Origin of the sequence: Streptomyces sp. V4I23 (assembly GCF_030817975.1) — a bacterium.
Classification (GTDB): domain Bacteria; phylum Actinomycetota; class Actinomycetes; order Streptomycetales; family Streptomycetaceae; genus Streptomyces.
The window spans coordinates 7,493,367-7,516,439 of the sequence record NZ_JAUSZW010000004.1; the positions used below are offsets into that span (position 1 = coordinate 7,493,367).

Below are 23,073 nucleotides of genomic sequence, written 5' to 3' on the forward strand. Positions count from 1 at the left end.
CGGCCGGGACGGCGCTCACGTTCCCTGTTCGGCGTGCACACGGTCGCCGGGCAGGTGTTTCTTCTGCAGTTGGCGATCGTGGTGCTGCTCGTCACCGCGGCGGCGGTGTCGCTCGTGCTGCAGGGCCGGCGTGCCGGTACGCAGGACGCGCGGACACGCTCGCTGAGCGTCGCCGAGGCGTTCGCCCACTCCCCGGGCATCGTGGCGGCGCTGGAGAGCCCCGATCCCACCGCGATTCTGCAGCCGCTCGCGGAGGAGACCCGGAAGAGCACCGGCGTCGAATACGTCGTCGTCTCCGACCGCAACGGCATCCGCTACACCCACCCCGACCCGTCGTTGATCGGGAAACACATCATCGGTCCGTACAAGGAGGCGGTCGAGGGCCGTGGCTTCACGAGCACGTTCACCGGGAGCCGTGGACCGTCCGTGAACTCCGTCGTGCCCGTCCAGCGGCCCGACGGCACCGTCGTCGGACTCGTCTCCGCGGGAATCACGGTCGAGAACGTCAACGCGCTGGCCAACCGTGACGTGCCCGTGCTGCTGGGCGCCGCCGCGGCCGCGCTCGTCCTCACCGCCGCCGGCGCGGCGCTGGTCAGCCGGCGTCTGCGGCGTCAGACGCATGGTCTCGGCCCGGCCGAGATGACGCGGCTGTACGAGCACCACGACGCGGTGCTCCACTCCGTGCGCGAAGGCGTGCTGATCATCGGCAGTGACGGGAGCCTGCTGCTCGCCAACGACGAGGCGCGCCGGCTGCTCGACCTGCCCCCGGACGCGGAGGGCAGGACGGTGGCGGACCTGGGCCTGGACGCCGCGACCGCGGAGCTGCTCGCCTCCGGCCGGGCGGCGTCGGACGAGGTACGGGTGGCGGGGGGCCGGCTGCTGGCCGTCAACCTGCGGCCCACGGCCGCGGGAGGGCAGGCTGCCGGAACGGTGGCCACTCTGCGGGACACCACGGAGCTGACCGCCCTGGCGGGCCGCGCCGAAGAGGTACGCGAGCGGCTGCTCCTGCTCTACGAGGCCAGTGCACGCATCGGCACGACGCTGGACGTGACCCACACCGCCGAGGAGCTGACGGAAGTGGCGACGCCGCGCTTCGCCGACGTCGTGACGGTCGATCTCGCCGCGCCCGTACTGGGCGGGGAGGAGCCGGGAGCGGAGGAGGAGACCGGTCCGGTGATCGACATGCGCCGCACGGCCATCGCGGGGGCGGGTGCGGACCACCCCTTCCATCCCGCAGGCCGGGACATGGGATTCGTCCCCGCGGATCCCCGGGTCGTGGGGATGAGCAGCGGCCGTTCCCTGCTGGTTCCCGACGTGACCACCGCGCGGGGCTGGCGGGAGCAGGACCCCGAGCAGGCGGCGAGGATCCTCGAGTACGGCGCCCACTCCCTGATCTGCGTACCCCTGCACGCCCGCGGTGTCGTCCTCGGGATGGCGAACTTCTGGCGCGTGCGGAATCCGCTCCCGTTCGACCAGGACGATCTGTCCTTCGCGGAGGAACTGGTGGCACGGGCGGCGGTGTGCGTCGACAACGCCCGCCGCTACACGCGCGAGCACGGCCTCGCCGTGGCGCTGCAGCGCAGTCTGCTGCCCGGCGCCCTGCCCGAGCAGAGCGCGCTGGACGTGGCGTCCCGGTATCTGCCCGCCCGGGCAGGGGTAGGCGGCGACTGGTTCGATGTGATCCCGCTGCCCGGTGCGCGCGTGGCGCTCGTCGTGGGGGACGTGGTCGGACACGGCCTGCACGCGGCCGCGACGATGGGACGGCTGCGCACCGCCGTGCACAACTTCGCCGGCCTGGATCTGCCGCCCGACGAACTGCTCGCGCGCCTGGACGAGCTGGTGTCGAGGATCGACCAGGGAGAGTCCGCCGAAGGGGCCGGCACGGCCGTCACGGGGGCCACCTGCCTGTACGCGATCTACGATCCGGCGGCGGGGACCTGCACGGTGGCCAGGGCAGGGCACCCTGGGCCCCTGCTGGCGCTGCCCGACGGCACCGTGGAGGCGCCGGACGTGCCCGCCGGGCCGCCGCTGGGCCTCGGAGGGCTGCTGTTCGAGGCCCAGGAGCTGCGGGTTCCCGAGGGGAGTCGGCTGGTGCTGTTCACGGACGGTCTGGTCGAATCCCGGGAGCGGGAATTCGACGCCGGTCTCGCGATGATGCGCCGCGTGCTCGCGAGCGGCGAACGGTCCGCGGAGGAGACGTGCGCGGACCTGATCGCGACGATGCTCGTCACCCAGCCGGGGGACGACGTGGCCCTGCTCGTGGCCACCACTCGCAGGCTGGACCCGGCGCACGTGGGGGAGTGGGACGTGGAACCCGATCCCGCCGCGGTCTCCGTCGTCCGCAGGGACGTCGGCCGCTGGCTCGCGGACCAGGGCCTCGACGAGGAGGCCTTCGCCGCGGAACTGATCCTCAGCGAACTGGTCACCAACGCCATCCGCTACGGCGGCCCGCCGATCCGGGTCCGTCTGCTGCTCGACCGGACGCTCATCTGCGAGGTGTCCGACGCGGGCCGTAGCGCACCCCATCTGCGCTACGCGGCGACGACCGACGAGGGCGGCCGCGGCCTGTACCTCGTCGCCCAGTACGCCGAGCGCTGGGGCACCCGTTACACCGCCGGCGGCAAGGTCATCTGGTCCGAGCAGAAGCTCGGAGCGGGGGACCAGACGGTCTTCGCGTGGGACCCGGAGCTGCTGGGGCTCTGACGGCGGCGAGGCGTCCGGCCTCGGCGGGGCGCACCGGTTGATCAGGCGCCGTGTTATGTCAGCCGATGGTTGACATCGCTCTTGTCGTCGTTTGGACGACATGCAAAAATGTGAGCGCGGTGAGGCGCTTGGCACCACCGACTCGACCGAACGTGTTCGTCACGCAGCCCGCACCGTTGCTCCGCGGTGTCCGGACTGCCTGTCAAGAAAGGACCACCAACGTGCACTGGCAGCAACTCGTCCAGCAGGTGCGGTACTCGGGCCGGTATGCCACCGGCGTCGAAGCCGAACGCGTTCTGCGCGCGGTGCTGACTGTCCTGGGCGGACACGTCAGCAGTGACGAACGCTGCGAACTGGCGGGCCTGCTGCCCGAGGAAGCGGCTGCGGTGATCAGCCGTCAGATCCCGCTGACCCAGCCGCTCAGCGCACCCGGCTTCGTCGACGCCGTCGCCGCGCGCCTCGCTCCCCTCAGCCGTCCCGAGGCCCGCTGGGCCACCAGCACGGTCCTGACGCTCGTCGCCCAGCACGCCGGCGAAGACCTCACCCGCCGCATCCTCGCCGAACTGCCTCGCGGCTACGCCCTCCTGTTCGGCCTGGCCGAACTCGCCCCGGCTCCCGCCGCGGCCGCGTGAACGACCGGCACCGCGCCGCGCCTCCCGGAGCCAGGGCGTCACCACACCGAGGTACGAAAGGCGGCGCGTGCACCCCTGGGGTACACGCGCCGACTCCGGCCGATGCGCCGGTCCGTGGCGTCACGCGTCGGCCGGTGCTCCTGGCCGGGGGACCGTACGGCTGCCGGCCGGTGCGTACTGGGCCGCCTGGGTGCGGAACATGGCGGCGTAGCGCCCGTTCGCGGCCATCAGCTCGTCATGGCTGCCGTGTTCGACCATGCGGCCCTGGCCGAGGACGTAGATCGTGTCGGCGTGCCGCACGCCGGACATGCGGTGGGTGACCAGGACGACGGCTCGCCGGGGGCCCGCGAGACGGCGGATGCGCTCGAACGCCTCGATCTCCGCCTCCGGGTCCAGCGCGGAGGTCGGCTCGTCGACGATGAGGACGCTGTCGGCGCCGCTGGTCCCGGCCCGCCAGTGGGTGCGGGCCAGGCCGATCTTCTGCCATTCGCCGCCGCTGATCTCCGAGGCGCCGCGGAACACCCGGGCCAGCAGCGTGCGCAGGCCGTGGGGAAGCCTCGCGACGACCGGCGACGCGCCGGCATAGCCGACCGACGGCTCCAACTCCTCGTCGGTGGCGTCCTGCTGGGGGCGCCCGATCCGGATGTTCATCGCGGCCGTCACCGGCCAGCGCTGGAAGTCCTGTGTCAGCAGGCAGACCCGATCGAAGACCTGCGCGCGGTCGAGCCCGGCCAGTTCCGCACCACCCCAGCGAACGGACCCGGAGTGCGGCAACAGCAGCCCCGCGAGGATCTTCATCAAGGTGCTCTTGCCGGACCCGTTCTCGCCCACCACCGCGATCACGGACCCCATCGGGACGGACAGCGACACGTCCTCCAGCGCCGGTTCGTCCCGGTCGGGGTAGCGGTAGCAGACCTTGTCCAGGACGATGCCGTCCACCCGCGCGGGCACACACGCTCCGCCCCGGGGGATGGCGTGCCGAGCCGCCTCGACGAGGAATCGGTCGTGGTCCTGGACGTACAGGGACTCCTCGTGCAGCTGGTTGACGTTCATGACGAGCGCACCCAGGCTCGCCGAGCCAGACCGGACGGCGATCACGGCGGTGCCCGCGACCGCGAGTTCCATGTGCCCGGCCACGATGAGCCACCCCATCACGGCGTACGTACCGGCCATGGCCACGCCGGAGAGCGCCGCGGCCACCAGTTCGGTGACCGCCTTGTCGTCGGCGAGCCGCCTCTGTTCGGCCTCGGCGCTCTCGGCCATGTCGCGGTAGCGGTCCAGGAGGAACGCGCCGACGGCATGGATCCGCACCTCCTGGGCCGCGGTGCGCTCGGTCAGGAGACTGCCGATCAGGCGGCCGGCCCGTACGTGCTCGACCCACGTCATCACCGACACGTACCGCTCCTGGGCCACCCGCATCGCGCCCCACCCGCGGGGCGCCGCGATCAGCAGCAGCATCGGCAGCAGGGCCGGGTGCAGGACCGTCAGGACGCCGGCCGTGGCGATCAGGGCGATCGTGCCGTTGAGCGCGGCGACGCAGGCCCCGATCATGCGCCGGGCGGAGGCGGCCCCGTACTGCGCCACGTCGATCAGGCGGCGGAACGCCGGGTCCTCGATCGCCTCCAGCTCCACGGCGGTGGCCGCCGCCAGGTACTCGGTGGTGGCCATCCGCTCCACGAGCGGCTCCAGGCGCCCGGCCCGGGACGTGGACCAGCCCGCCAGGCCGGCGTTGACCACGGCGACGGCCGCCGCGGTGATCAGGGCGGGCAGCGCCGCGCGCAGCCGGTCGACCGGGTCGCCGGAGCCGAGCAGGGCGTGCATCACCGCATTGACCGCCAGCAGGGTCACCGCCGCGGCGACACCCTGCCCGACCTCGCTGATCCCGACGCCAAGCAGCGACGGCCGGTCCGCGCGCCAGGCCCGGCGCAGCGTCCCGAACACCAGTCGTGGCATGGCCCGGATGGCCGTGATCATGGTCAGGTCCAGCGCGGCCCGCTCGTGTTCGGACCAGCCCATGTCGTACCGGAGCGGCCCCCCGAACAGCTCCTCCTCGGCAGCCGAGACCTTCGGCTCGGCCATCCGCACCCGTCCGAGATACCTCTTCACGCGACATCACCCCGCGGGGCGGCGGGAGGCGGTAACTGGTTGTTGTACCCCGTGCTTCTTCGATCGGTCATGAGGAAGGAGATGCCCACAGAACGCGCTCGGGCAACTGCCCTTGGCACCGGCGCACTTGGCGCAGGTGTCGGCCTCGTTCGTGTCAGCGCTCGTGGTGCACGGCGTCCTCACTGATGGGCGGCCGGTACGTGTGCAGCCAGCGCTCCGTGCGCGCGACGTGGGCGGCCGCCGCGTTCGCGGCCGCGGCCGGGTCGCGGTTGGCCAGCGCGGTGACGATCGCCCGGTGGTCCTCGTCGCTCGCGCGCTTGAACGCCGGTCCTTCGGGCATGGTGAACACCTGGTACGAGCGTGAGCGGGCGCGGAAGACGGCGAGGAGCGACTCCAGCGCCGGATTGCCGCCGAGGCGGGCGATCTCGGCGTGGAAGAGGTGGTCGAACTCGGAGAACGTCGCCGGGTCCTCGGTGGCCTCGATCGTCTCGATGTACCCGTAGAGGGTCTCCAGCGACTCGGGCGTGATCCGTGCCGCCGCCTGCGCCATCACGTGCGCCTCCAGGACGCGCCGGATCTCGTACAGCTCCAGCAGGCCGTCGAGCGGCAGCAGGGCGACCGTCAGCGACAGCCGGCCGATGAGGTCCTCCGGCCGCAGCTGGGAGACGAATGTGCCGGAGCCGTGCCGCGCCTCCGCCGCGCCCAGCGCGGCGAGCATGCGCACCGCCTCCCGCAGCGAACTCCGCGAGACCCCGAGCTCCTCGCACAGGTCGCCCTCGGGCGGGAACCGCTCGCCGGGGCCGAGGCGGCCGCTGGAGATCATGAGGCGCAAGCCGTGGAACGCCTTGTCGACTGCGGACATCGCTTCCTCCCGTATAGGCCCGCGCAGCAGCGCCGGGCAGGGAAACAGTCTACCCAGTCGTCAGATGTCATCTGACGGAAACGCAAAGTCATCAGATAACTAAGCCGCAGGCTCTTGCTCCTTCGCCAAACAATGGGCAAGATTTCGCCCAGTCATCACACCTCTTATGGTGTGTGTCTGATGTCCAGCGCTTGGGAGTCACGTGAGCACGACAGATCTCACCACTGCGCCGCGCCCGCTGCTGCTGGCCGACGGCCGTCCCGCCTCCGCCGCCTGGTCGCTCGATCCGGCGGTGAGGCACCTCAACCACGGGTCCTTCGGGGCGGTCCCGCTCGTCGCCCAGGACGAGCAGAACCGGCTGCGCCGGCAGATGGAGGCCGCGCCCGTGGAGTGGTTCCCGGCGCTGCCGCGCAAGGTCGCGGCCGCACGGATCGAGATCGCCCGCTTCCTCGGGGTGGCGACCGACGACCTCGCCCTGGTCCCCAACGCCAGCGCCGGCGCGAGCGTCGTCTACGCCAACGTGCCCGTACGGCCCGGCGGCGAGGTCCTCGTCACCGATCACGGCTACGGCGCCGTCACCATGGGCGCCGAACGCCTCGCCCGCCGCTGGGGAGGCACGGTCCGCACCGTCCACGTGCCGCTGGACGCCGACGCCGGCACCGCGTGCGACGCCGTGGTGGCGGAGCTGGGCGAGGCGACCGGCCTCGTCGTCCTCGACCACATCACCTCGGCGACCGCACGCTGGATGCCGGTGCGGCGGATCGCCGCCGAGGCCCGCAGGCGCGGCATCCCGGTCCTCGTGGACGGGGCCCACGTGCCCGGACTGTCCGCCGATCCCCTGGCCGGCCTCGACTGCGACTTCTGGGTCGGCAATCTCCACAAGTTCGGCTGCGCGCCGCGGGGCACCGCCGCCCTGGTGGCGCGCACCGAACTGCGCGACACCCTCTTCCCCCTGATCGACTCCTGGGGCGCCCCCGACCCCTTCCCCGACCGCTTCGACACCCAGGGGACCGTGGACGCCACGAGCTATCTCGCGGCGCCCGCCGCCCTCGGCTTCGTCGAGGACACCTGGGGATGGGGGACGGCCCGCACCTACATGCGCGAGCTGGCGGACTACGCGGAACGGATCATCGCCACCGCGTTGTCCGAACTGACCGGCGAGGACTGCCGCGTGGACGTCGGCATGCCGGTCGACGCCCTGCGGCTGGTTCGGATCCCCGCCCCGCTGGCCGCCACCCACGCCGAGGCCGACGCGCTGCGCGACCGCGTGGGACAGGAGCTGGGAGTCGCGGCGGCGTTCACCAGCTTCGGCGGTGTCGGCTATCTGCGCCTGTCGACGCACGTGTACAACACGGCCGCCGACTTCGAGTACTTCGCCGAGCACTGCGTCCCCACGCTCGGCGCATGGTCCCGCAACCAGTCCTACGGAGGACAGCGATGAAACGCAGGAACGCGGTCGCCGCTCTCGGCCTCGCCCTCACCATGACAGTGACCGGCTGCTCAGCCATGAGCGGCTCCAGTGACGGGACCGTCACGCTGCAGATGGTCGAGAGCCTGACCAATCCCGCCCGCACGGAGCTGCTGAAGCAGCTCATCCGCGACTTCGAGAAGCAGAACCCGAAGATCAAGGTCAACCTCGTCTCACCGCCGACCGCGCAGGCCGACCAGAAGATCCAGCAGATGCTGCAGTCGGGCAGTGGCGTCGACACGCTCGAGGTCCGGGACATCACCGTCGGCCCGTGGTCCAACAACGGCTGGCTCCACGACATGAGCCAGGACCTCAAGGGCTGGCCGGGCCGGCAGGACCTGACCGACAACGCCGCCGAAGCCGCCACGGACGTGAAGGGCCGGACCTACTTCGTGCCCTACGGCTTCTACGGGCTGAGCCTCTTCTACCGCACGGACCTCATAGCCGGGGCCGGTTACGACAAGCCGCCTGCCACCTGGGACGAACTGCTCGAGCAGGCGAGCGCGATCCAGGACAAGGGCAAGCGCCGCTACGGCTACGCCTTCCGGGGCGGGGCCAACGCCGGCAGCAACGTCACCGCGGTCATCGAGGCCTACGTCGCCGACAGGATCGACCCCGCCAACGGCTACAAGCTGACCGACGGCAGCACCATCTTCGCCGCGCCGGAGGCCGCCGAGGCCCTGAAGACGTACTTCGAGCTCTTCAAGAAGGCCTCGCCGCCGTCCTCCATCGCCTGGGGCTACCCCGAGATGGTCGAGGGCTTCTCCAACGGATCCACCGCCTTCCTGCTCCAGGACCCCGAAGTGATCGCCACCCTGCGCGAGTCCAGGGCGATCAAGGAGGACCAGTGGACCACCGCGCCGCTCCTCGCCGGCCCCGGCGGGAAGGCGGTCCAGCCGCTGGCGACCGCGGGCTGGGGCGTGGCCAAGGGCAGTAAGCACAAGGCCGAGGCCGTCAAGCTGGTCGAGTTCCTCTCCGAGGGAGAGGCGTCGACCACCTTCGCCAAGAAGAACAGCCTCATCCCGATCCGGAAGCAGGCCGGCGAGGACCCGTTCTACAAGACCGGCCCCTGGGCCAGTTACGTGACGATGAACCAGAACCCGGACCGGTACGTCACCGTCACCCAGCCCCGTGACGTGCCCTGGTTCACCGAGTGGACGCAGAAGGCCGACGCGGACGTCCAGAAGGTGCTCCTCGGCAAGATGACGCAGCAGCAGCTGCTGGCCGACTGGGACGCGTACTGGACCGCCAAGTGGAAGAACGGGAAGGGCTGACATGCGGGCGGGCACGGTCCTTTCGGCAGACGAGCAGGCGCGGCAGCCCTCCCGCAAGGAGGGCGCCCGCCCTGCCGGGACGGCGGGCGGAGGCGGCCGCAAGCGCGAGTTCACCACCCGCCGGGGCCTGGTGATCGCCGCGTTCATGGCACCGGCCGTCATCTTCGTGGTGGTGTTCACGTACTACCCGATGGTGGCCGGGAGCCAGATGGCCTTCCGCCACTGGAACCTGACGGACCTCACCGACACGTCCTTCGTCGGACTCGGGAACTTCCGGCAGATCTTCGGCGATCCGCTGTGGGGCACCGTCCTGAGCAACACCGCCCTATGGGTGGTGGCCTCGATCGTGCCCCAGCTCGTGATCGGGTTCGCGCTGGCCCTGTGGCTGCGACGCCGCTTCCGCTTCCGTGGGCTCTACCAGGCGCTGATCTTCTTTCCCTGGGCCATCTCGGGGTTCCTGATCGGCATCCTGTTCCGCTGGATGTTCAACAGCGAGTTCGGGGTGGTCAACGACCTGCTGATGAAGGCGCACCTGATCGACGAGCCCGTGGCCTGGCTCGCCGACCCGAAGACCGCCATGGTCGCCGTCATCGTCGCCAACATCTGGTACGGCGTGACGTTCTTCGCCATCATGATCCTCGCCGCACTGCAGTCGATACCCGACGAGATCTACGAGGCCGCCGCGCTGGACGGCGCGGGCAAGGCGCGCACGCTGTTCCGCATCACCATCCCGTACATCCGGACGACGCTGGCCCTGACGGTGCTGCTGCGCGTCATCTGGATCTTCAACTTCCCGGACCTCATCTTCGGGACGACGGGCGGCGGGCCGAACAACGAGACGCACATCGTCACGACCTGGATGATCAACATCACCCAGCAGGGCGACTACGGAAAGGCGTCCGCACTCGGCCTGCTGGTGGTCGCCGGACTCCTGCTGTTCTCGGTCTTCTACCTCACGGCCACCCGCGAGAAGGGAGCGACGTCGTGAACACCCGCGAGTCCGCGGCCGGGAAGACCGTCAGGATCGGCTTCCTCACGCTCTGGCTGATCTTCACCGTCTTCCCGCTGTACTGGATCACCGTCACCTCCTTCAAACCTCCCGGCGCCATCTTCGCCTTCCCCCTCGCGTACTGGCCCGAGGACTTCTCCCTGGAGAACTACGCCGGCCTGTTCGACAAGGCACAGTTCGGCGTCTACCTCACCAACAGCCTGATCGTGGCCACGGTCGCGGGCACCGTGGCGACCGTCATCTCGATGCTGTCGGCCTACGTACTGGCCCGGTTCGAGTTCCGCAGCAAGACCGCCCTGCTCATGGCCGCGCTGGTAACCCAGATGATCCCCGCCTTCATCGCGCTGGGGCCGCTCTATCTGCTGATGACCGACCTGCAACTGGTCGACAACCGCTTCGGACTCGTCCTGGTCTACATCGCGGTCTGCATCCCGTTCTGCACGGTGATGCTCCGCGGCTTCTTCGAGAACATCCCGGACACCCTTGAAGAGGCCGCCATGATCGACGGCTGCTCACGGTTCGGCGCCCTGTTCCGGGTCCTGCTGCCGGTGATGAGGCCGGGCATCGTCGCGGCCTTCATCTTCAACTTCGTCAACTGCTGGAACGAGCTGTTCCTCTCCGTCACGCTGATGAACAGCGACGGCAACAAGACCGTGCCCACGGCACTGAACGGCTTCATCTCCAGCTTCAACATCGACTGGGGCTCGATGTCCGCGGCGGCGGTCCTGACGATCCTGCCCACCATGGTGCTCTTCGCCTTCGCCAGCCGGCACATCGTCCAGGGCCTGACGGCGGGTGCTGTGAAGGGGTGACCGGCGTGAGGCGCCGGCCCCGTACGGGGCCCGTCACGACATAGGTGTACCGCCGGGCGGTTCCCCGCCCGGCGGTACACCTCACGCGACGCTCTCGCGGGGCACAGCCCCGGGACGTCAGACCGTGCCGCGCCAGGCCCCGTCGGCCACGCCGCGGGACTCGATGAACTGCTTGAAGCGGCTCAGGTCACCGGACGTGCGGTGCTTGACGAACCCCAGCTTGTCGCCGACGTTCTCCGTGATGCCCGCCGGGTCGAAGTCCATCTGCAGCATCACCTTCGTGCGCGCGTCGTCGAGACGGTGGAAAGTGACCACACCGGCCTGCCGCACGTCGCCGTCGACGGTGGTCCACGCCACGCGTTCGTCCGGGATCTGCTCGGTGATCCGCGCGTCGAACTCGCGCTTGACCCCCGCGATTTCGGTCACCCAGTGGGTGAGCGTGTCGGTCCGCTGCTCGATCCGCTCGACACCCTCCATGAAGCGCGGGAACGTCTCGAACTGGGTCCATTGGTTGTAGGCCGTGCTGACCGGTACATCGACCTCGATCGACTGCTCGACCTTCGACATCGAATGCCGTCCTTCCGTGGTGACTTGGTGCGCCCGCGGCGTCAGGGATGCCACGGGCGTGGGTTCCACGACGCCCCGGGTACCCGAGGCGACGGCCCGTATGCCTGCCGCGGCTTCTCCGGCCGCCGGATCGGCGCCTCCCGCACCACCGGCGCCGACCAGAGCCCTCCCGACGACTAGAGTTCCGAAGGGGACAGGACAGAGGGGGCGCGGAGTGGCCGAGGTCAACGTCAGTCTCGATGCCGAGCTGGTCGTGGAAGTGATGGTCCTGGCGGGGATCGGATCCCCGCAGGACGCCGTCGAAGCAGTCGTACGCGACTACATCGCCCGCGGGCACCGCACCGAGACCCGTACCGGGTTCACGGACCGGAAGCTGCGGGAGGCCGCGAGCCGGCCGGAGGAGCCGCAGGGCTGATCGCCTTCCGCGGTGCGCCGGGCGGCTGTTGGGTGAGCAGCGGCCGCTCGCGACGGGCGACGAGGGTGGCGAGGAGCAGGGCGGCGCAGGCGACGAGGGACGAGCCGCGCCAGCCGAGGGCTTCGAGCACGGGCGCGGCGGCGGCGGTGCCGAGGGCTCCGGTGATGAAGTACAGCACCAGGTAGACGCTGCTGAGGCTGCCGCTGCGCTCGGGGTCGACGGCGATGATCCGGCTCTGGTTGGCCGCCTGCGCGGCGAAGCATCCGGCGTCGAAGAGGGCGAGACCGAGCGCGGTGACCAGGGGGCTGCCCAGCCCGGTGGCCAGAAGGGCGGTTCCGGCGGACGCGGCCAGCAGGCCGGCAGTGATCACGGTGCGGGCCGTGCAGCGGTCGGTCAGCCGTCCGGTCAGCGGAAGGACGGCGAAGCCGAGGAGTCCGGCCAGGCTGTAGAGCCCGATCTCGGACGGGGCGAGCGAGTGGGGCGGCTGGGCGAGGGCGAGGGTGAGGGTGACCCAGACGAGGTTGAAGGCGAAGTACCACAGGCCGCCGGCGGCCACCGCGCGCCGCAGTTGCGGATGTCCGCGCAGCAGTGGGGGAAGCGACCGGAGCGTGGCGAGGTAGCCGTGGCCGGAGGACGGCCGCTGCCGAGGGAGGAGCGCCGCGGTGCAGAGGGCGCCCAGCAGGGCGAGGACGGCGAAGACGCACAGCATCCGCCGCCACCCGAGGAGGTCGGCGAGCGTTCCGCCGGCCAGCCGGCTCAGCAGGATGCCGGCCGACATCCCGGCGGCCACGACGGCGACATCGGTGGCGCGGCGCCCGGGCGGTGCGTGGCGGCCGGCGATGCTGCCCGCCTGCGCCGCGACGCCGGCCGCAGCCCCGATGAGCAGGTAGGCGACGAGGAGGACGGCCGCGCCCCGGGCGGTCGCCGCCAGCAGGAGAGCGGCGGCCAGGAGCGTGAGCTGTCCGGTGATCAGGCGGTTGGGGGCCACGTGGTCCGTGAGGGGGAGCAGCAGGGCGAATCCGCACATGCAGCCGATGAGCGCGGCCGTCGGCACGAGACCGATCACGGCGAGGGGGACGCCGAGATGCGCGGCAATGTCGGTGAGCGCGGGCTGGACGGCGTAGTTGTTCGCGATCGCCGTACCGGCCGTGCAGGCGAGGAGGAACGTGCCGCCGCGGGAGAGGGTCACGGCCTCTCGCCCCGGGCGAGGACGACGGCGTAACGGCAGGCGGCACCGCTGGTGTTGGCGAAGACGCACGGGGCGGGATCGCCCAGTTCGATGGTGTCGCCCGCCTCCAGTTCGTGAACCGTGTCGCCCTCGTGGAAGGTCAGCCGGCCGTCGAGCACCCAGACGACCTGGCGGACGAAGGCGAAGGCGGCGGCCGGATACGGCACCCGGGCACCGGCGGGCAGATCGATCTCCGCGATCTCCGCGGGAAAGTGCGGCCCGGTGATCTGGCGTCGGCGGTAGCCCGTCGCCGGATCGCGCCATTGAGCGGCGTCGGTCTTCCGGCGCACACCCGCGGCCGTGCCCGTGCCGTGCCCGCCGGGCTCGGCGCCCTCGCCCTCGCCCTCGCCGGTGTCGGTCGAGCCCTCGGCGAGGGCGAGCAGGGAGGAGACACTGAGCTGGAAGGCGGCCGAGAGTTTGCCCAGCACGACGGCGGTGGGGCTGCTCTCGCCGCGCTCGATCCGGTGGATCATGGCGCGGGAGACGCCCGAGGCGTCGGCGAGCTGCGCCAGCGTCCACCGGCGCCGCTCCCGCTCGGTGCGGACGCGTGCGGCGATCTGCCCGACCAGAGGATCTACTATGTTGGACATGGTTCCAATATACGAGAAGCCCGGCGCGGTGAAGGTCCGCCCGGCGGACCCCGGCGACCTGGACGCCGTGCTCGCCATCCGCAACCACGCGGTCGAGCACTCGACCGCCCTGTGGACGGAGACGAAGCAGACGCCTGCCGAGGGCGCCGCCTGGCTCGCCGCGCACCTGGACCGCGGCTCGGCCTTGGTGGCCGAGGCCGGGGGCGAGATCGCCGGCTTCGCGGTCTACGCCCCGTGGCGGGAGCTGGAAGGTTTCCGGCACACGGTCGAGGACTCGGTCTACGTCCGCGAGGACCGGCACGGGCTGGGTGTGGGCTCGGCGTTGCTGGCCGCGCTCGTCTCGTCGGCACGTCTGGCCGGGCATCACACCGTCATCGCGGACATCGAGGCGGGCAACGTCGCGTCGGTCCGGCTGCACGAGCGCTTCGGATTCGAGCACGTCGGCACGGTGCGGGAGGCCGGCATCAAGTTCGGGCGGTGGCTGGACCTGACGATCATGAGGCTCCCCCTGACCTGACGACTGGTCAGCTGCTTCGTTGGTGGCTGTGGGCGTGGCCGTGGCGGTGACCGGCCGGCCGGGGGCGGGATGCGTGGCGGGGCCGCCGTCCGCGGACGGCGGCCCCGCCACGGGAACCCGCGGTCACCCGACGGAGCGGGTCACAGACTCGCGTCGCGGTGCGTGGGACGGCCGTCGAGGACCGTGAGGAGGACGGGCAGGTCCGGCAGATCGATGGCGGCGGTGGTCAGCGGGTTGTCGGCGAGGACCGTCAGGTCGGCACGGAAGCCCACGGCGATCCGGCCGGCCTCGTGCTCCTCGCCCGCCGCGTAGGCGGCGTCGACGGTCATGCCTTGGAGGGCCTCCAGCGCAGTCAGAGCCTGCTCCGGACGGTGCGGCGGCTGGGTGAGGTCGCGGCTCGGCCGGCGGTGGCGGGCGCCCGCCATGACGCCCAACGGCGGGTAGGGCGCGATCGGCCAGTCCGAGCCCAGGACCACGGTGGCGCCGGAGTCCCGCAGGTCGCGGCAGCGCCATGCGCGCGAGGCGCGCTCCTCGCCGAGGCGGCGCGACCAGTTGTCGGTGTGGTCGGCGCGGGTGAAGTCGCAGCAGTGGGTGGGCTGCATGGACGCGATGACGCCGAGCTCGGCGAAGCGGCTCAGAGTGTCGTCGGGCACGGTCTCGATGTGCTCGATCCGGTGCCGTGGCCCGCGCTCCCCGGCGGTTCTCGCCTTCTCGACCGCGTCGAGGGCATGCCGTACGGCGGCGTCACCGATGGCGTGCGTGGCGGTGGGCACGCCGGCCCGGTGGAGCTCGCCCACGGCGGCGGTGTAGGCCTCGGGGTCCGGCCAGAAGGCGTGCGCGGACTCGCCGTGGCAGTCGGGGCGTTCCAGCCAGGCGGTGCCGTTGTCGATGGTGCCGTCCATGAACAGCTTGACCCCGTTGGTCCGCCACAGCGCACCGCCGGTGCCCTGCTGCTCGATGAGCGCGCGCAGGCCGTCGGCGTCGGTGCCGGGCTGGCACCAGGGCGCGACCCGCAGCCGCAGCGGCAGCTCTCCGGCCGCGTCGAGGTCGGAGTAGAGGGCCACGCTGTCGCCATTGGCGTCCATGGCGTGGCCGCCCGTGAGTCCCGCCGCGGCCATGCCGCGCAGGGCGGCGGCGAACCGGGCGCGGCGCTCCTCGCGCGTCGGCTGGGGGGCGGCCCGCTCGACGAGTTCGCAGGCGGCGTCCTCCAGGAGCAGGCCGGTGGGGCGGCCCTTGTCGTCACAGACGACCTCGGCGGCCTGGTCGAAGGTCCGCGGCCCGTCGACGCCGGCGAGTTCGAGCGCGCGCGGGCTCGCCAGCATGGAGTGCGCGTCGAAGAGCTGGAGGAGCGCCGGGACGCCGTCGAGCACGGGTGCCAGGGCCGCGGCTTCGACGGGTCTGTCCCCGAAGGCGTTCGGGTCCAGGCCCCAGCCGTGCAGCCACGCGCCAGGGGCGAGGTTCCGCACCGCGCCGGCCAGCGCCTCGCGCACCTGGGCCAGGTCGGTGCAGCCCGACAGGTCGAGGCCGTGCGTCAACTCCGCGCCCGAGACGGGGTGGAGGTGCCCGTCGACCAGGCCGGGGGTCACCACGGCCCCCTTGAGGTCGACCACCGTCGTCGAGGAGTCTGCGAGCGCCCGTATACGGCGGTCGTCTCCCAGTGCCGAGATCCGTCCTGCGGACACGGCCAGGGCGGTCTCCGGCAGGAACTCGCCGGTGACCGGGTCGAGCAGGCGGGCGGAGAGCAGGACGAGAGGGGTGCGCACAGCGGCTCCTCGAAGAAAGGGGTTGGAGAGAGGGGCGGTTGGGGCTACCGGACGGTGGGCGGACGGGTCCGTGCCCGTCGGCTGCCGCGGCCGGTGTCGACGGCTCGGCCGAGCGGGCGGCGGGCACGGCGTCCGTGTCCGGTTCAGGAGTGGGTCGCAGGCCCGGGGTCGGTGTCCGGTGGCAGGGCCTGCGGCAGTCTCCGGGCCGGAGCCGGAGCCGGAGCCGGGCCCGGGGTCCGTGTCCGGGGTCCGTGTCCGTTCAGGATCCGGCGGGCGCAGGGGCCAACGTGCCGGTCGGCAGGCCCAGTTCGCGCTCCGCCGTCGTGACGGCCATGCGCGTCACGGCCTCGGGCCGGTTGCTGGTGTCGGTGTTGGCATGGGCGCCGAGGCCGTCGAGTACGACAAGAACCTGAATGGTCGTCACATACGGGTCGGTGGTGCGGAATTCGTCGCGCTCGACGCCCTCGCGGATGAGGTCTGCCAGCCGCTCGCGCCAGGCGGCCTCCTGCGCGGCGACCCGGTCGCGCAGAACGGGCCGGTAGCGGCTGAGGTGCCGTGCGTTGATCCAGAGCCGGCTGATGTTGTCGTACGCCTCGCCCGTCGCGTGCGCGAAGAACCGTGCCAGGCGCTGGGTGGGGGTGGTCCCGTCCGGTCCCCCGGCCGGCAGGAGCGTGTCGAGCTCGGCGCTCGCGGCAACTCCCTCTACACCGGCCCGATCGCCGCTGCCCTGGGCGGCCTGGACCTCTCCCTGCCCGCCGGCATGATCGTCTCCGCGGTCGTCTACGCCGTCCTGATGCGCAACGACCGCGCCGTGCTTGCCGCGAGGGCCGGGGCATGAGCGACTGTAAGGTCCTGCGGCTCGCCGGGGACAGTCCGTGGAGGCGCGGCCACGAACGCGGCCGCCGCGCCCGTGACGACATCGCCCGAGCGTGGGGCGTCTACGCGAAGCTCTTCGAGACCGTCGCGGCGGGGAGCGGGCGGACGCTCGACGTTCCCGCGCTCGCCCGGCGCACGGCCGACGCGACCCGCGCGTGGGCACCGGAGCCGGTCGAGGAGATGGAAGGGGTCGCCGAGGGCGCCGGAGTGCCTTTCTGGACGATCGCCGCGCTCAACGCACGCACCGAGATCCTCGCCGAGGCGGGCGCGCCCCGCGCCGGTGAATGCTCCACACTGGTCCGCACCGGCACCCGGACCACCGGCGGCCAGTGCTGGGACTGGCACGAGGAACTCGCCGACGCCTGGCACATCCAGACCCTCAGCGGCGGCACCCGGAACTTCGCGGGCATCACCGAGTACGGCATCCTCGCGAAGATCGGTGTCAACGACGCCGGGGTGGCCGTGCTCTTCAACATCCTCGGTCACCGGGACGACGCGGCCACCGGCGTGCCCGTTCACCTCGTGGCCCGCCATGTCCTCGGCACGGCAGGGTCGTTCGAGGAGGCCGTCGGCATCCTCACCGGAGCGCCGGTCTCCGCCTCGACGGTCATGACCGTCGTGACCGCCGACCGCGCGGCGTCCGTCGAGACGAGCCCGGCGGGCTCCGCGGTGATCACACCGGACGACGGAGGGTGGCTCGTGCGCACCAACCACTTACTCGCCCCCGCCCTCGCGGCCGGTGAACTGCGCGGACGGCGTGAGCCGGAGACCTACGACCGGCACCGCCTGCTCACGGCGCGGGTGCTCGGCCACCCGGGCCCGGACGGCCCCGACGACCTCGCCGGACTGCTCACGGCCCACCGGGACGACGGCGCCGAGGTGTGCTGCCACGCACCGGAGGGAGGCGCGCTGGGCACCCGATGGGCGACGCTGGCCACCGTCGCGGTGGACCCGGCAGAGCGGCGGCTGCTGGTGCACGAGGGCGGTCCGTGCTCGGCACGGCCGTCGGAGTGGACACCGGTCACCGCGCCGATGCCCTGAGCCGGCCGCACGCGAAGGAGCCGGTCGGCGGTGGCCCCGCGGCCCGGCTCGCCGGTGTGTCCGGGCGATGACGCGCCCCGGTCGGGTCCGGCACGCCATCGCTGCCCGCGTCCCGCCGCGAAACGTGTGATCGCGGCGAGCGTGACCGGACGGGCGAACTCCGAGGCCACCCGGGGGCGTCAGGTGCTCACTGACGTACGGACTCTCCGACCAGAGCGCGGGTCAGCTCCATGAGGCGACGCCGGGCCGCGCCGTCGTACGCCTGCTCGTGCGCGCGGGCGTCCGTGAACTGGTCGAAGTAGCGGCCGGTCGTGGATTGCAGAGCCGGATCGGTGATCAGCCGGACGGTCGGCCGTACCCCCTCCTCGACGCCGGTCACGGGCGTGAGGCCGTATGCGCGTACGCCCTCGGTGTCCATCAGATGCGCCGGGTGAAGGGCGTTCACGGTGACGGCGGTGCCGGCGAGTTCGGCAGCCAGCTCGAAGGTCGCCATGATCATCGCGAGCTTGCTGCGGCAGTAGGCGCGCAGCCCCTCGTACCCGTGCTCCAGCATCACGTCGTCGAAGTCGACGGCCTCCTGGCCGATCGAGGCCACGTTCACCACACGGGCGGGCGCGGACGCGGTGAGCAGGGGCAGCAGATCGCGGGTGAGAGCGTACGGGGCGAGGTGGTTCACGGTGAAGCGCAGCTCGTGCCCCTGCCTGCTCACCTCGCGCCGCAGGGGATCGGAGCCGCCGCCGGCCACCGCGTTGTTGACCAGGGCGTCGAGCCGGGGCTCCCGCTCCCGCACGCCGGCGGCCATCGCGCGCACCTGGTCGAGGTCGGACAGATCCGCGAGGTAGGTGCGGACGGGTGCGTCAGGGACGGTGGCGCGTATCTCGGCCACGACGGCGTCGAGGCGGGCGCGGTCGCGGCCGTGGAGCAGGACGGTGTGACCCTGAGCGGCGAGGTGGAGTGCGATGCCGCGGCCCAGCCCCTGGGTCGCGCCGGTGATCAGGACGGTGCGTCGGTTCATGGCGGCAGCCTGGCAGGCGCGTGTTGGGTCCCGGGAGTGCGTGCTGAACCTGGTGTCGCCACCACCAGGCACGGCTGACCGGCACCCGACGCACGATGCCCGGGAGCCGTCACGCGGCCGCCGCTGCGTGCCGTCGTCCGATGTCGAGCACCGCGAGACAGCCCTCCACGTCCCAGGCGGCGCGGCCCACGAACAGACCGTCGACGCCGGGTACGCCGAGCAGCCGGGCCGCGTTGCCGGGATTGACGGAACCGCCGTAGAGGACGCCCGCGACCCGGCCGCCCCACTCGGCGGCCAGCGCCTTGTGCACCGCGGCCGTCTCCTCCGGCCGCGGCTCACGGCCGTGCTCGCCGATCGCCCACACCGGCTCGTAGGCGATGAGCGCGCGCGAGGTGTCGGTGAGGCCGTCGAAGGCGGCGGCCACCTGCCCCAGCACGTGATCGACCGAACCGCCCCGCGCGAACACCTCGGCGCTCTCGCCGCAGCAGACCAGCGGCGTCAGTCCGTGCCGCAGCGTGGCCGCGACCTTGCGGGCCACGGTGGCGTCGGTCTCGCCGAAGTGCTCACGCCGCTCCGAGTGACCGATCTCGATGATGCGCGCACCCGCGTCGGCCGCCTGCGGCACCGAAATCTCCCCGGTCCAGGCTCCTTCGTCCGCCCAGTGGGCGTTCTGCGCCCCGGTCAGGACGCGGGGTTCGCCGCACAACACCGCCGACACCTCGGCCAGCGCCGTGGCCGGCGGAATGACGAACGGCTGGACACCCGGCAGCCCTTCGCCGAGAGCCGAGCGCAGCCGCGCGGCGTACGCGACCGACTCCGCGCGCGTCTTGGTCATCTTGAAACTCGTACCGATCCACAGCACGGGCGTCACTCCCGTCCGGCACTGGGTTCGTACGCGCACAGCGCGTCCACCTTCGCGGCGGACGCCGACGCGGTGTCGAACGTGTACGTCAGCCACTCGCGCACGAGCCTGCGGGCCAGTTCCAGGCCGATGACGCGCTGACCCAGGCAGAGCACCTGGGCGTTGTTGGACAGGACGGAGCGCTCGACGGAGAACGAGTCGTGGGCGGTGACCGCCCGTACGCCCGGCACCTTGTTGGCGGCGATCGCCACCCCGAGGCCCGTGCCGCACACCAGCAGGGCCCGGTCCGCGGAGCCCGCGGCGACCCTGCGTGCCGCTTCGACGGCCACGTGCGGGTAGTCGGTGGTCTGCCCGGCGCTCACGCCGACGTCGGAGACCGAGGTGACCGAGGGATGGGCGGCCAGATCCGCCTTGAGCGCCTCCTTGTAGTCGAAACCCGCGCTGTCGGAGCCGACGACGATGTGCATCAGTGCTTCTCCTGCCGGAAGTAGGGGGTGAGGGCGGACACGACGAGTGCGAGGGAGACGGCGCCCGCGTCGGGTGTGCCGAGGCTGCGGTCGCCGTGGGCACGGGCCCGGCCGCGCCGGGCGGCGATCGACGCGGTCGCCTCGGCGGCCCGCGCGGCGGTGTGTGCGGCGTCCGCCCACGCGGCCGCGCAGGAGTGGTGGGGGAGTGCGGCTTCGAGCCGGTCCCTGAAGGGGACGGCCGCGTCGACGAGGGTCTTGTCCCCCGGCTCCGCACCGCCGAGCCGCTGCACCGCGTCCACCGCGGCCCGCACGCCCGCCGCGATCCGCGCGGCGTCAGCGGCGCCGGTGTCACCCAGCGCGGAGCCGAACGCGGTCAGCGCGGCGGCCCACAGGGCGCCGGACGTTCCGCCGGCGCGCTCCGACCACGCGGCTCCGGCCCGCCCCAGCACCGTACGGGCCCCGGCGCCGAGCGAGACGGCCTCCTCGGCCGCCGTCGCGGCGGCCTCGGCACCGCGCCGCATGCCGATGCCGTGATCGCCGTCCCCGGCGACGGCGTCGATGTCGCCGAGCCGCCGCTCGTGTGCCACGACCGTGTCGCGCACGGTCCCCAGCGCCTCGGCGATCCGCGCGCCGAGTGCCCGCGACGCGGAGTCCCCCGGGACGACAGGGGGTGTGCGGGCGCCGGCGGCCGGGTCGTCGGTGCGCGGCGGCCGGGGGGCCAGGTTCCCGCGGCGGAAGGCGGGGGTGGCGGCGGGGGCCGTCCACAGCGCCTCCAGGTCCGGGTCGAGGAACGTGACGGTGAGGGAGAGGCCCGCCATGCCCAGGCTGGTGACCTGTTCCCCGACCACCGGGGCGACGACGGTGAGACCTTCCGCCGTCAGCCGTTCGACGACGCGACGGTGGACGACGTACAACTCCTCGTACTTGGTGGCGCCGAGGCCGTTGAGGAGCAGGGTGATCCGGTCGGATCCGCCTGCCGCGGCCGCCGCCTCGGCGCGTTCGGCCAGCACGCCGTCCACGAGCAGGTCGGCGGCGCCGTCGGCGGTCGGCAACGGACGCTCCTCGATGCCCGGTTCGCCGTGGATGCCGAGCCCGACGCCCATTCGCCCGCTGTCCACGGTGAACAGGGGCCGCCCGGCGCCCGGGAGCGTGCATCCGCCGAAGGCGAGGCCGAGGGAGCGCGTCGCGGCGTTGGCCTTCCGTCCGGCCCGCTCCACCGCGTCGAGCGCGCGGCCCTCCTCCGCCGCCGCGCAGAGGATCTTCAGCACGGGCAGGTCGCCGGCGATGCCTCTGCGCAGCCGTGTCCCGTCCGCGGGACCCGAGGCGATGTCGTCGGTGACGGTGACGATCCGGACGTCCACTCCCTCCCCGCGCAACTGCTCGGCCGCCTGCCCGAAGTGCAGGACGTCGCCCGCGTAGTTGCCGAAGCCGAGGACCACACCGCCGCCGTTCTCGGCGGCCCGGGCCACCGAGCAGATCTGGGAGGCGGAGGGGGAGGCGAAGATGTTGCCGCACGCGGCTCCGTGGGCGAAGCCGGGGCCGACCCAGCCCGCGAAGGCGGGGTAGTGACCGGTCCCGCCGCCGAGGACGACCGCGACCTGCCCCGCGGGAGTGGCGGACGCCCGTACGACGCCGCCGTGCACGATGCGCACGTCGTCGGGGTGGGCGGCCGCGAATCCGGCGAGGGCCTCGTCGGCGAAGGCGCCGGGGTCGTTGACGAGCAGGGTCACGTCGCCACCTCGGCCCGCGCGCCCGTGAGCAGCGGGAGTTTCAGGGACAGGACGCGACGCAGGTAGTCGCGGTTGCGCGCGGAGACGCCGAGTCCGTCGCCGCCGTAGTGCTCCGTGCAGATGGGGCCGTCGAAGCCGGCCCGCAGGGCGAGGTCGAGGGCCCGCCGGTAGTCGATGACACCGCCCTCCACCGGTGCGGGCACCGTGAAGTACGCCCCGGTCGCCGGGTCGGTGTCGCGGTAGTAGTTCTTGATGTGCCAGTAGTTGACGTGCGGCAGCACCGGGCGGAGCAGCTCCTCCCAGGGCGGCACCGGCCGGTGCAGGCGGACCAGGTTGCCGATGTCCGGGTTGATGCCGACGTTGGGCAGGCCGATGTCACGGACGAGACGCACGGCGCTCTCCGGGGTGCCGAGGTAGGTGTCCTCGTACATCTCCAGGGACAGGCGCAGCCCGTGCCGCGCCGCGCGCTCGCCTGCGAGGCGCAGCCGTTCGACCGCCAGGGCCCAGGTGCGTTCGTCGTCGTGGGGGTCGCTGCCCCCGGGCTCGTGCCAGAACCACATGGCCCGCCGCTGCGCCTCGGTGAGGGGCCGGTGGAGGCCGGCGCACACGACGGTGGTGCCGAGTTCGGCGGCGGCGTCGACGGTGCGCAGGAGATAGGCGAGGTTGGCGGCCGCGGTGGCCGGGTCGGGGTCGATGACGCTGCGCCGGGTCACGGAGACGGCGGTCACGCCGAGTTCGTGTTTCTTGAGCACGAGGGCGAGTTCGCGCAGCCGCTCGGGGGAGAGGTCTCCCGGACGCAGCCAGCTGTCGGTGAGATCGACGTGGTCGAAGCCCTCGGCGCCGACCTCGCCCAGGACCGCGGCCCAGTCGGTGGCGGGCGCGTCCTGGACGGGACGGCCGTCCGGGGTGGTGCCGGGGAACTGCAGGAGTGCGGCGCCGATGGGCCAGTCCTGCGCGGTGTGGGGCATGGTCGCCTCCGGGTCGGTCCTGGGAAGCCTGGGGAAGCGTGCGGTCGTGCGGGCGCCGGCCGGTCGTGGCCCCGTGAGGGGCACGGGTCCCGGCGCGCAGGGCGCCGACCGCAACGCGATAATCGTAGACCCTATAGGATCTTTTTAGTAGGGGTCTGCTGCGCAACC

Annotated in this window: 22 protein-coding genes; 10 read left to right on the forward strand and 12 right to left on the reverse strand. The window is 72.4% G+C overall.

Annotated features, from left to right (window positions below; translation table 11 throughout):
• Positions 1 to 24 precede the first annotated feature (24 nt).
• Complete coding sequence (locus tag QFZ82_RS36390; RefSeq protein WP_307717953.1) at positions 25 to 2,703, forward strand: SpoIIE family protein phosphatase/ATP-binding protein; 2,679 nt, start codon at positions 25 to 27, stop codon at positions 2,701 to 2,703.
• Between the two features lie 221 nt (positions 2,704 to 2,924).
• Positions 2,925 to 3,335, forward strand: a complete 411-nt coding sequence (locus QFZ82_RS36395; protein WP_307717191.1) for a DUF2267 domain-containing protein — start codon at positions 2,925 to 2,927, stop codon at positions 3,333 to 3,335.
• Between the two features lie 120 nt (positions 3,336 to 3,455).
• Here the strand turns inward: QFZ82_RS36395 and QFZ82_RS36400 are convergent, their stop codons facing one another.
• Both QFZ82_RS36400 and QFZ82_RS36405 read right to left on the reverse strand, forming a co-directional pair.
• Positions 3,456 to 5,414 (reverse strand): ABC transporter ATP-binding protein, encoded by a 1,959-nt coding sequence (locus QFZ82_RS36400; protein WP_307717954.1) that lies wholly within the window; start codon positions 5,412 to 5,414, stop codon positions 3,456 to 3,458.
• A gap of 181 nt (positions 5,415 to 5,595) precedes the next feature.
• Positions 5,596 to 6,303, reverse strand: coding sequence for a FadR/GntR family transcriptional regulator (locus QFZ82_RS36405; protein WP_307717192.1), 708 nt, complete (start codon positions 6,301 to 6,303; stop codon positions 5,596 to 5,598).
• Positions 6,304 to 6,505: 202 nt separating this feature from the next.
• Here QFZ82_RS36405 and QFZ82_RS36410 point away from each other — a divergent pair, with 202 nt between their 5' ends.
• The 4 genes from QFZ82_RS36410 to QFZ82_RS36425 are packed head-to-tail and all read left to right on the forward strand — an operon-like array spanning position 6,506 to position 10,866.
• Positions 6,506 to 7,744 (forward strand): aminotransferase class V-fold PLP-dependent enzyme, encoded by a 1,239-nt coding sequence (locus tag QFZ82_RS36410; protein WP_307717193.1) that lies wholly within the window; start codon positions 6,506 to 6,508, stop codon positions 7,742 to 7,744.
• Positions 7,741 to 9,045: a sugar ABC transporter substrate-binding protein gene (locus QFZ82_RS36415; protein ID WP_307717194.1), complete on the forward strand. Its 1,305-nt coding sequence runs from the start codon at positions 7,741 to 7,743 to the stop codon at positions 9,043 to 9,045. The genes QFZ82_RS36410 and QFZ82_RS36415 overlap by 4 nt, the downstream gene beginning before the upstream one ends.
• A 1-nt stretch (position 9,046) precedes the next feature.
• The gene (locus QFZ82_RS36420) at positions 9,047 to 10,033 is read left to right on the forward strand and encodes a carbohydrate ABC transporter permease (protein WP_307717195.1); all 987 of its coding nucleotides are present in this window, start codon (positions 9,047 to 9,049) and stop codon (positions 10,031 to 10,033) included.
• On the forward strand, positions 10,030 to 10,866 hold the full coding sequence (locus QFZ82_RS36425; RefSeq protein WP_307717196.1) for a carbohydrate ABC transporter permease: 837 nt from the start codon (positions 10,030 to 10,032) through the stop codon (positions 10,864 to 10,866). Before QFZ82_RS36420 ends, QFZ82_RS36425 begins: the two co-directional genes overlap by 4 nt.
• 117 nt (positions 10,867 to 10,983) lie before the next feature.
• Here QFZ82_RS36425 and QFZ82_RS36430 read toward each other — a convergent pair whose 3' ends face one another.
• Positions 10,984 to 11,433: an SRPBCC family protein gene (locus QFZ82_RS36430; RefSeq protein ID WP_307717197.1), complete on the reverse strand. Its 450-nt coding sequence runs from the start codon at positions 11,431 to 11,433 to the stop codon at positions 10,984 to 10,986.
• Between the two features lie 214 nt (positions 11,434 to 11,647).
• On the opposite strand from QFZ82_RS36430, the gene QFZ82_RS36435 reads away from it, so the two are divergent.
• Complete coding sequence (locus QFZ82_RS36435) at positions 11,648 to 11,848, forward strand: DUF2191 domain-containing protein (RefSeq protein ID WP_307717198.1); 201 nt, start codon at positions 11,648 to 11,650, stop codon at positions 11,846 to 11,848.
• Here QFZ82_RS36435 and QFZ82_RS36440 read toward each other — a convergent pair.
• Both QFZ82_RS36440 and QFZ82_RS36445 read right to left on the reverse strand, forming a co-directional pair.
• Positions 11,793 to 13,037 carry an MFS transporter gene (locus tag QFZ82_RS36440; RefSeq protein WP_307717199.1) on the reverse strand — a complete coding sequence of 415 codons (1,245 nt, stop codon included), beginning with the start codon at positions 13,035 to 13,037 and terminating at the stop codon, positions 11,793 to 11,795. The two genes, QFZ82_RS36435 and QFZ82_RS36440, sit on opposite strands and share 56 nt — an antisense overlap.
• Complete coding sequence (locus QFZ82_RS36445) at positions 13,034 to 13,666, reverse strand: XRE family transcriptional regulator (RefSeq protein WP_307717200.1); 633 nt, start codon at positions 13,664 to 13,666, stop codon at positions 13,034 to 13,036. Before QFZ82_RS36445 ends, QFZ82_RS36440 begins: the two co-directional genes overlap by 4 nt.
• Here QFZ82_RS36445 and QFZ82_RS36450 point away from each other — a divergent pair.
• Positions 13,665 to 14,183, forward strand: coding sequence for a GNAT family N-acetyltransferase (locus QFZ82_RS36450; protein ID WP_307717201.1), 519 nt, complete (start codon positions 13,665 to 13,667; stop codon positions 14,181 to 14,183). The genes QFZ82_RS36445 and QFZ82_RS36450 overlap by 2 nt on opposite strands.
• Before the next feature lie 140 nt (positions 14,184 to 14,323).
• Here QFZ82_RS36450 and QFZ82_RS36455 read toward each other — a convergent pair whose 3' ends face one another.
• Together QFZ82_RS36455 and QFZ82_RS36460 are read right to left on the reverse strand one after the other, a co-directional pair.
• A complete protein-coding gene (locus QFZ82_RS36455; RefSeq protein WP_307717202.1) occupies positions 14,324 to 15,946 on the reverse strand; it encodes an amidohydrolase in 1,623 nt (540 codons plus the stop codon).
• 259 nt (positions 15,947 to 16,205) lie between these two features.
• The gene (locus QFZ82_RS36460; RefSeq protein WP_307717955.1) at positions 16,206 to 16,613 is read right to left on the reverse strand and encodes a TetR family transcriptional regulator C-terminal domain-containing protein; all 408 of its coding nucleotides are present in this window, start codon (positions 16,611 to 16,613) and stop codon (positions 16,206 to 16,208) included.
• Here QFZ82_RS36460 and QFZ82_RS36465 point away from each other — a divergent pair.
• Positions 16,551 to 16,784: a hypothetical protein gene (locus QFZ82_RS36465; protein WP_307718001.1), complete on the forward strand. Its 234-nt coding sequence runs from the start codon at positions 16,551 to 16,553 to the stop codon at positions 16,782 to 16,784. The genes QFZ82_RS36460 and QFZ82_RS36465 overlap by 63 nt on opposite strands.
• Positions 16,781 to 17,863, forward strand: coding sequence for a C45 family peptidase (locus tag QFZ82_RS36470; protein ID WP_307717203.1), 1,083 nt, complete (start codon positions 16,781 to 16,783; stop codon positions 17,861 to 17,863). Before QFZ82_RS36465 ends, QFZ82_RS36470 begins: the two co-directional genes overlap by 4 nt.
• 187 nt (positions 17,864 to 18,050) lie before the next feature.
• On the opposite strand, the gene QFZ82_RS36475 is transcribed toward QFZ82_RS36470, so the two are convergent.
• The 5 genes from QFZ82_RS36475 to QFZ82_RS36495 all read right to left on the reverse strand — a co-directional run bounded on the left by QFZ82_RS36475 (position 18,051) and on the right by QFZ82_RS36495 (position 22,905).
• Positions 18,051 to 18,878 (reverse strand): SDR family NAD(P)-dependent oxidoreductase, encoded by an 828-nt coding sequence (locus tag QFZ82_RS36475; RefSeq protein WP_307717204.1) that lies wholly within the window; start codon positions 18,876 to 18,878, stop codon positions 18,051 to 18,053.
• Positions 18,879 to 18,987: 109 nt separating this feature from the next.
• Positions 18,988 to 19,836 carry a triose-phosphate isomerase gene (locus tag QFZ82_RS36480; RefSeq protein ID WP_307717205.1) on the reverse strand — a complete coding sequence of 283 codons (849 nt, stop codon included), beginning with the start codon at positions 19,834 to 19,836 and terminating at the stop codon, positions 18,988 to 18,990.
• Positions 19,746 to 20,207, reverse strand: coding sequence for a ribose-5-phosphate isomerase (locus QFZ82_RS36485; protein WP_307717206.1), 462 nt, complete (start codon positions 20,205 to 20,207; stop codon positions 19,746 to 19,748). Before QFZ82_RS36485 ends, QFZ82_RS36480 begins: the two co-directional genes overlap by 91 nt.
• A complete protein-coding gene (locus QFZ82_RS36490) occupies positions 20,207 to 21,937 on the reverse strand; it encodes a dihydroxyacetone kinase family protein (protein WP_307717207.1) in 1,731 nt (576 codons plus the stop codon). Before QFZ82_RS36490 ends, QFZ82_RS36485 begins: the two co-directional genes overlap by 1 nt.
• Entirely contained in the window at positions 21,934 to 22,905 is a 972-nt protein-coding gene (locus QFZ82_RS36495) for a sugar phosphate isomerase/epimerase (protein WP_307717208.1), read from the reverse strand. Before QFZ82_RS36495 ends, QFZ82_RS36490 begins: the two co-directional genes overlap by 4 nt.
• Positions 22,906 to 23,073: the final 168 nt, after the last annotated feature.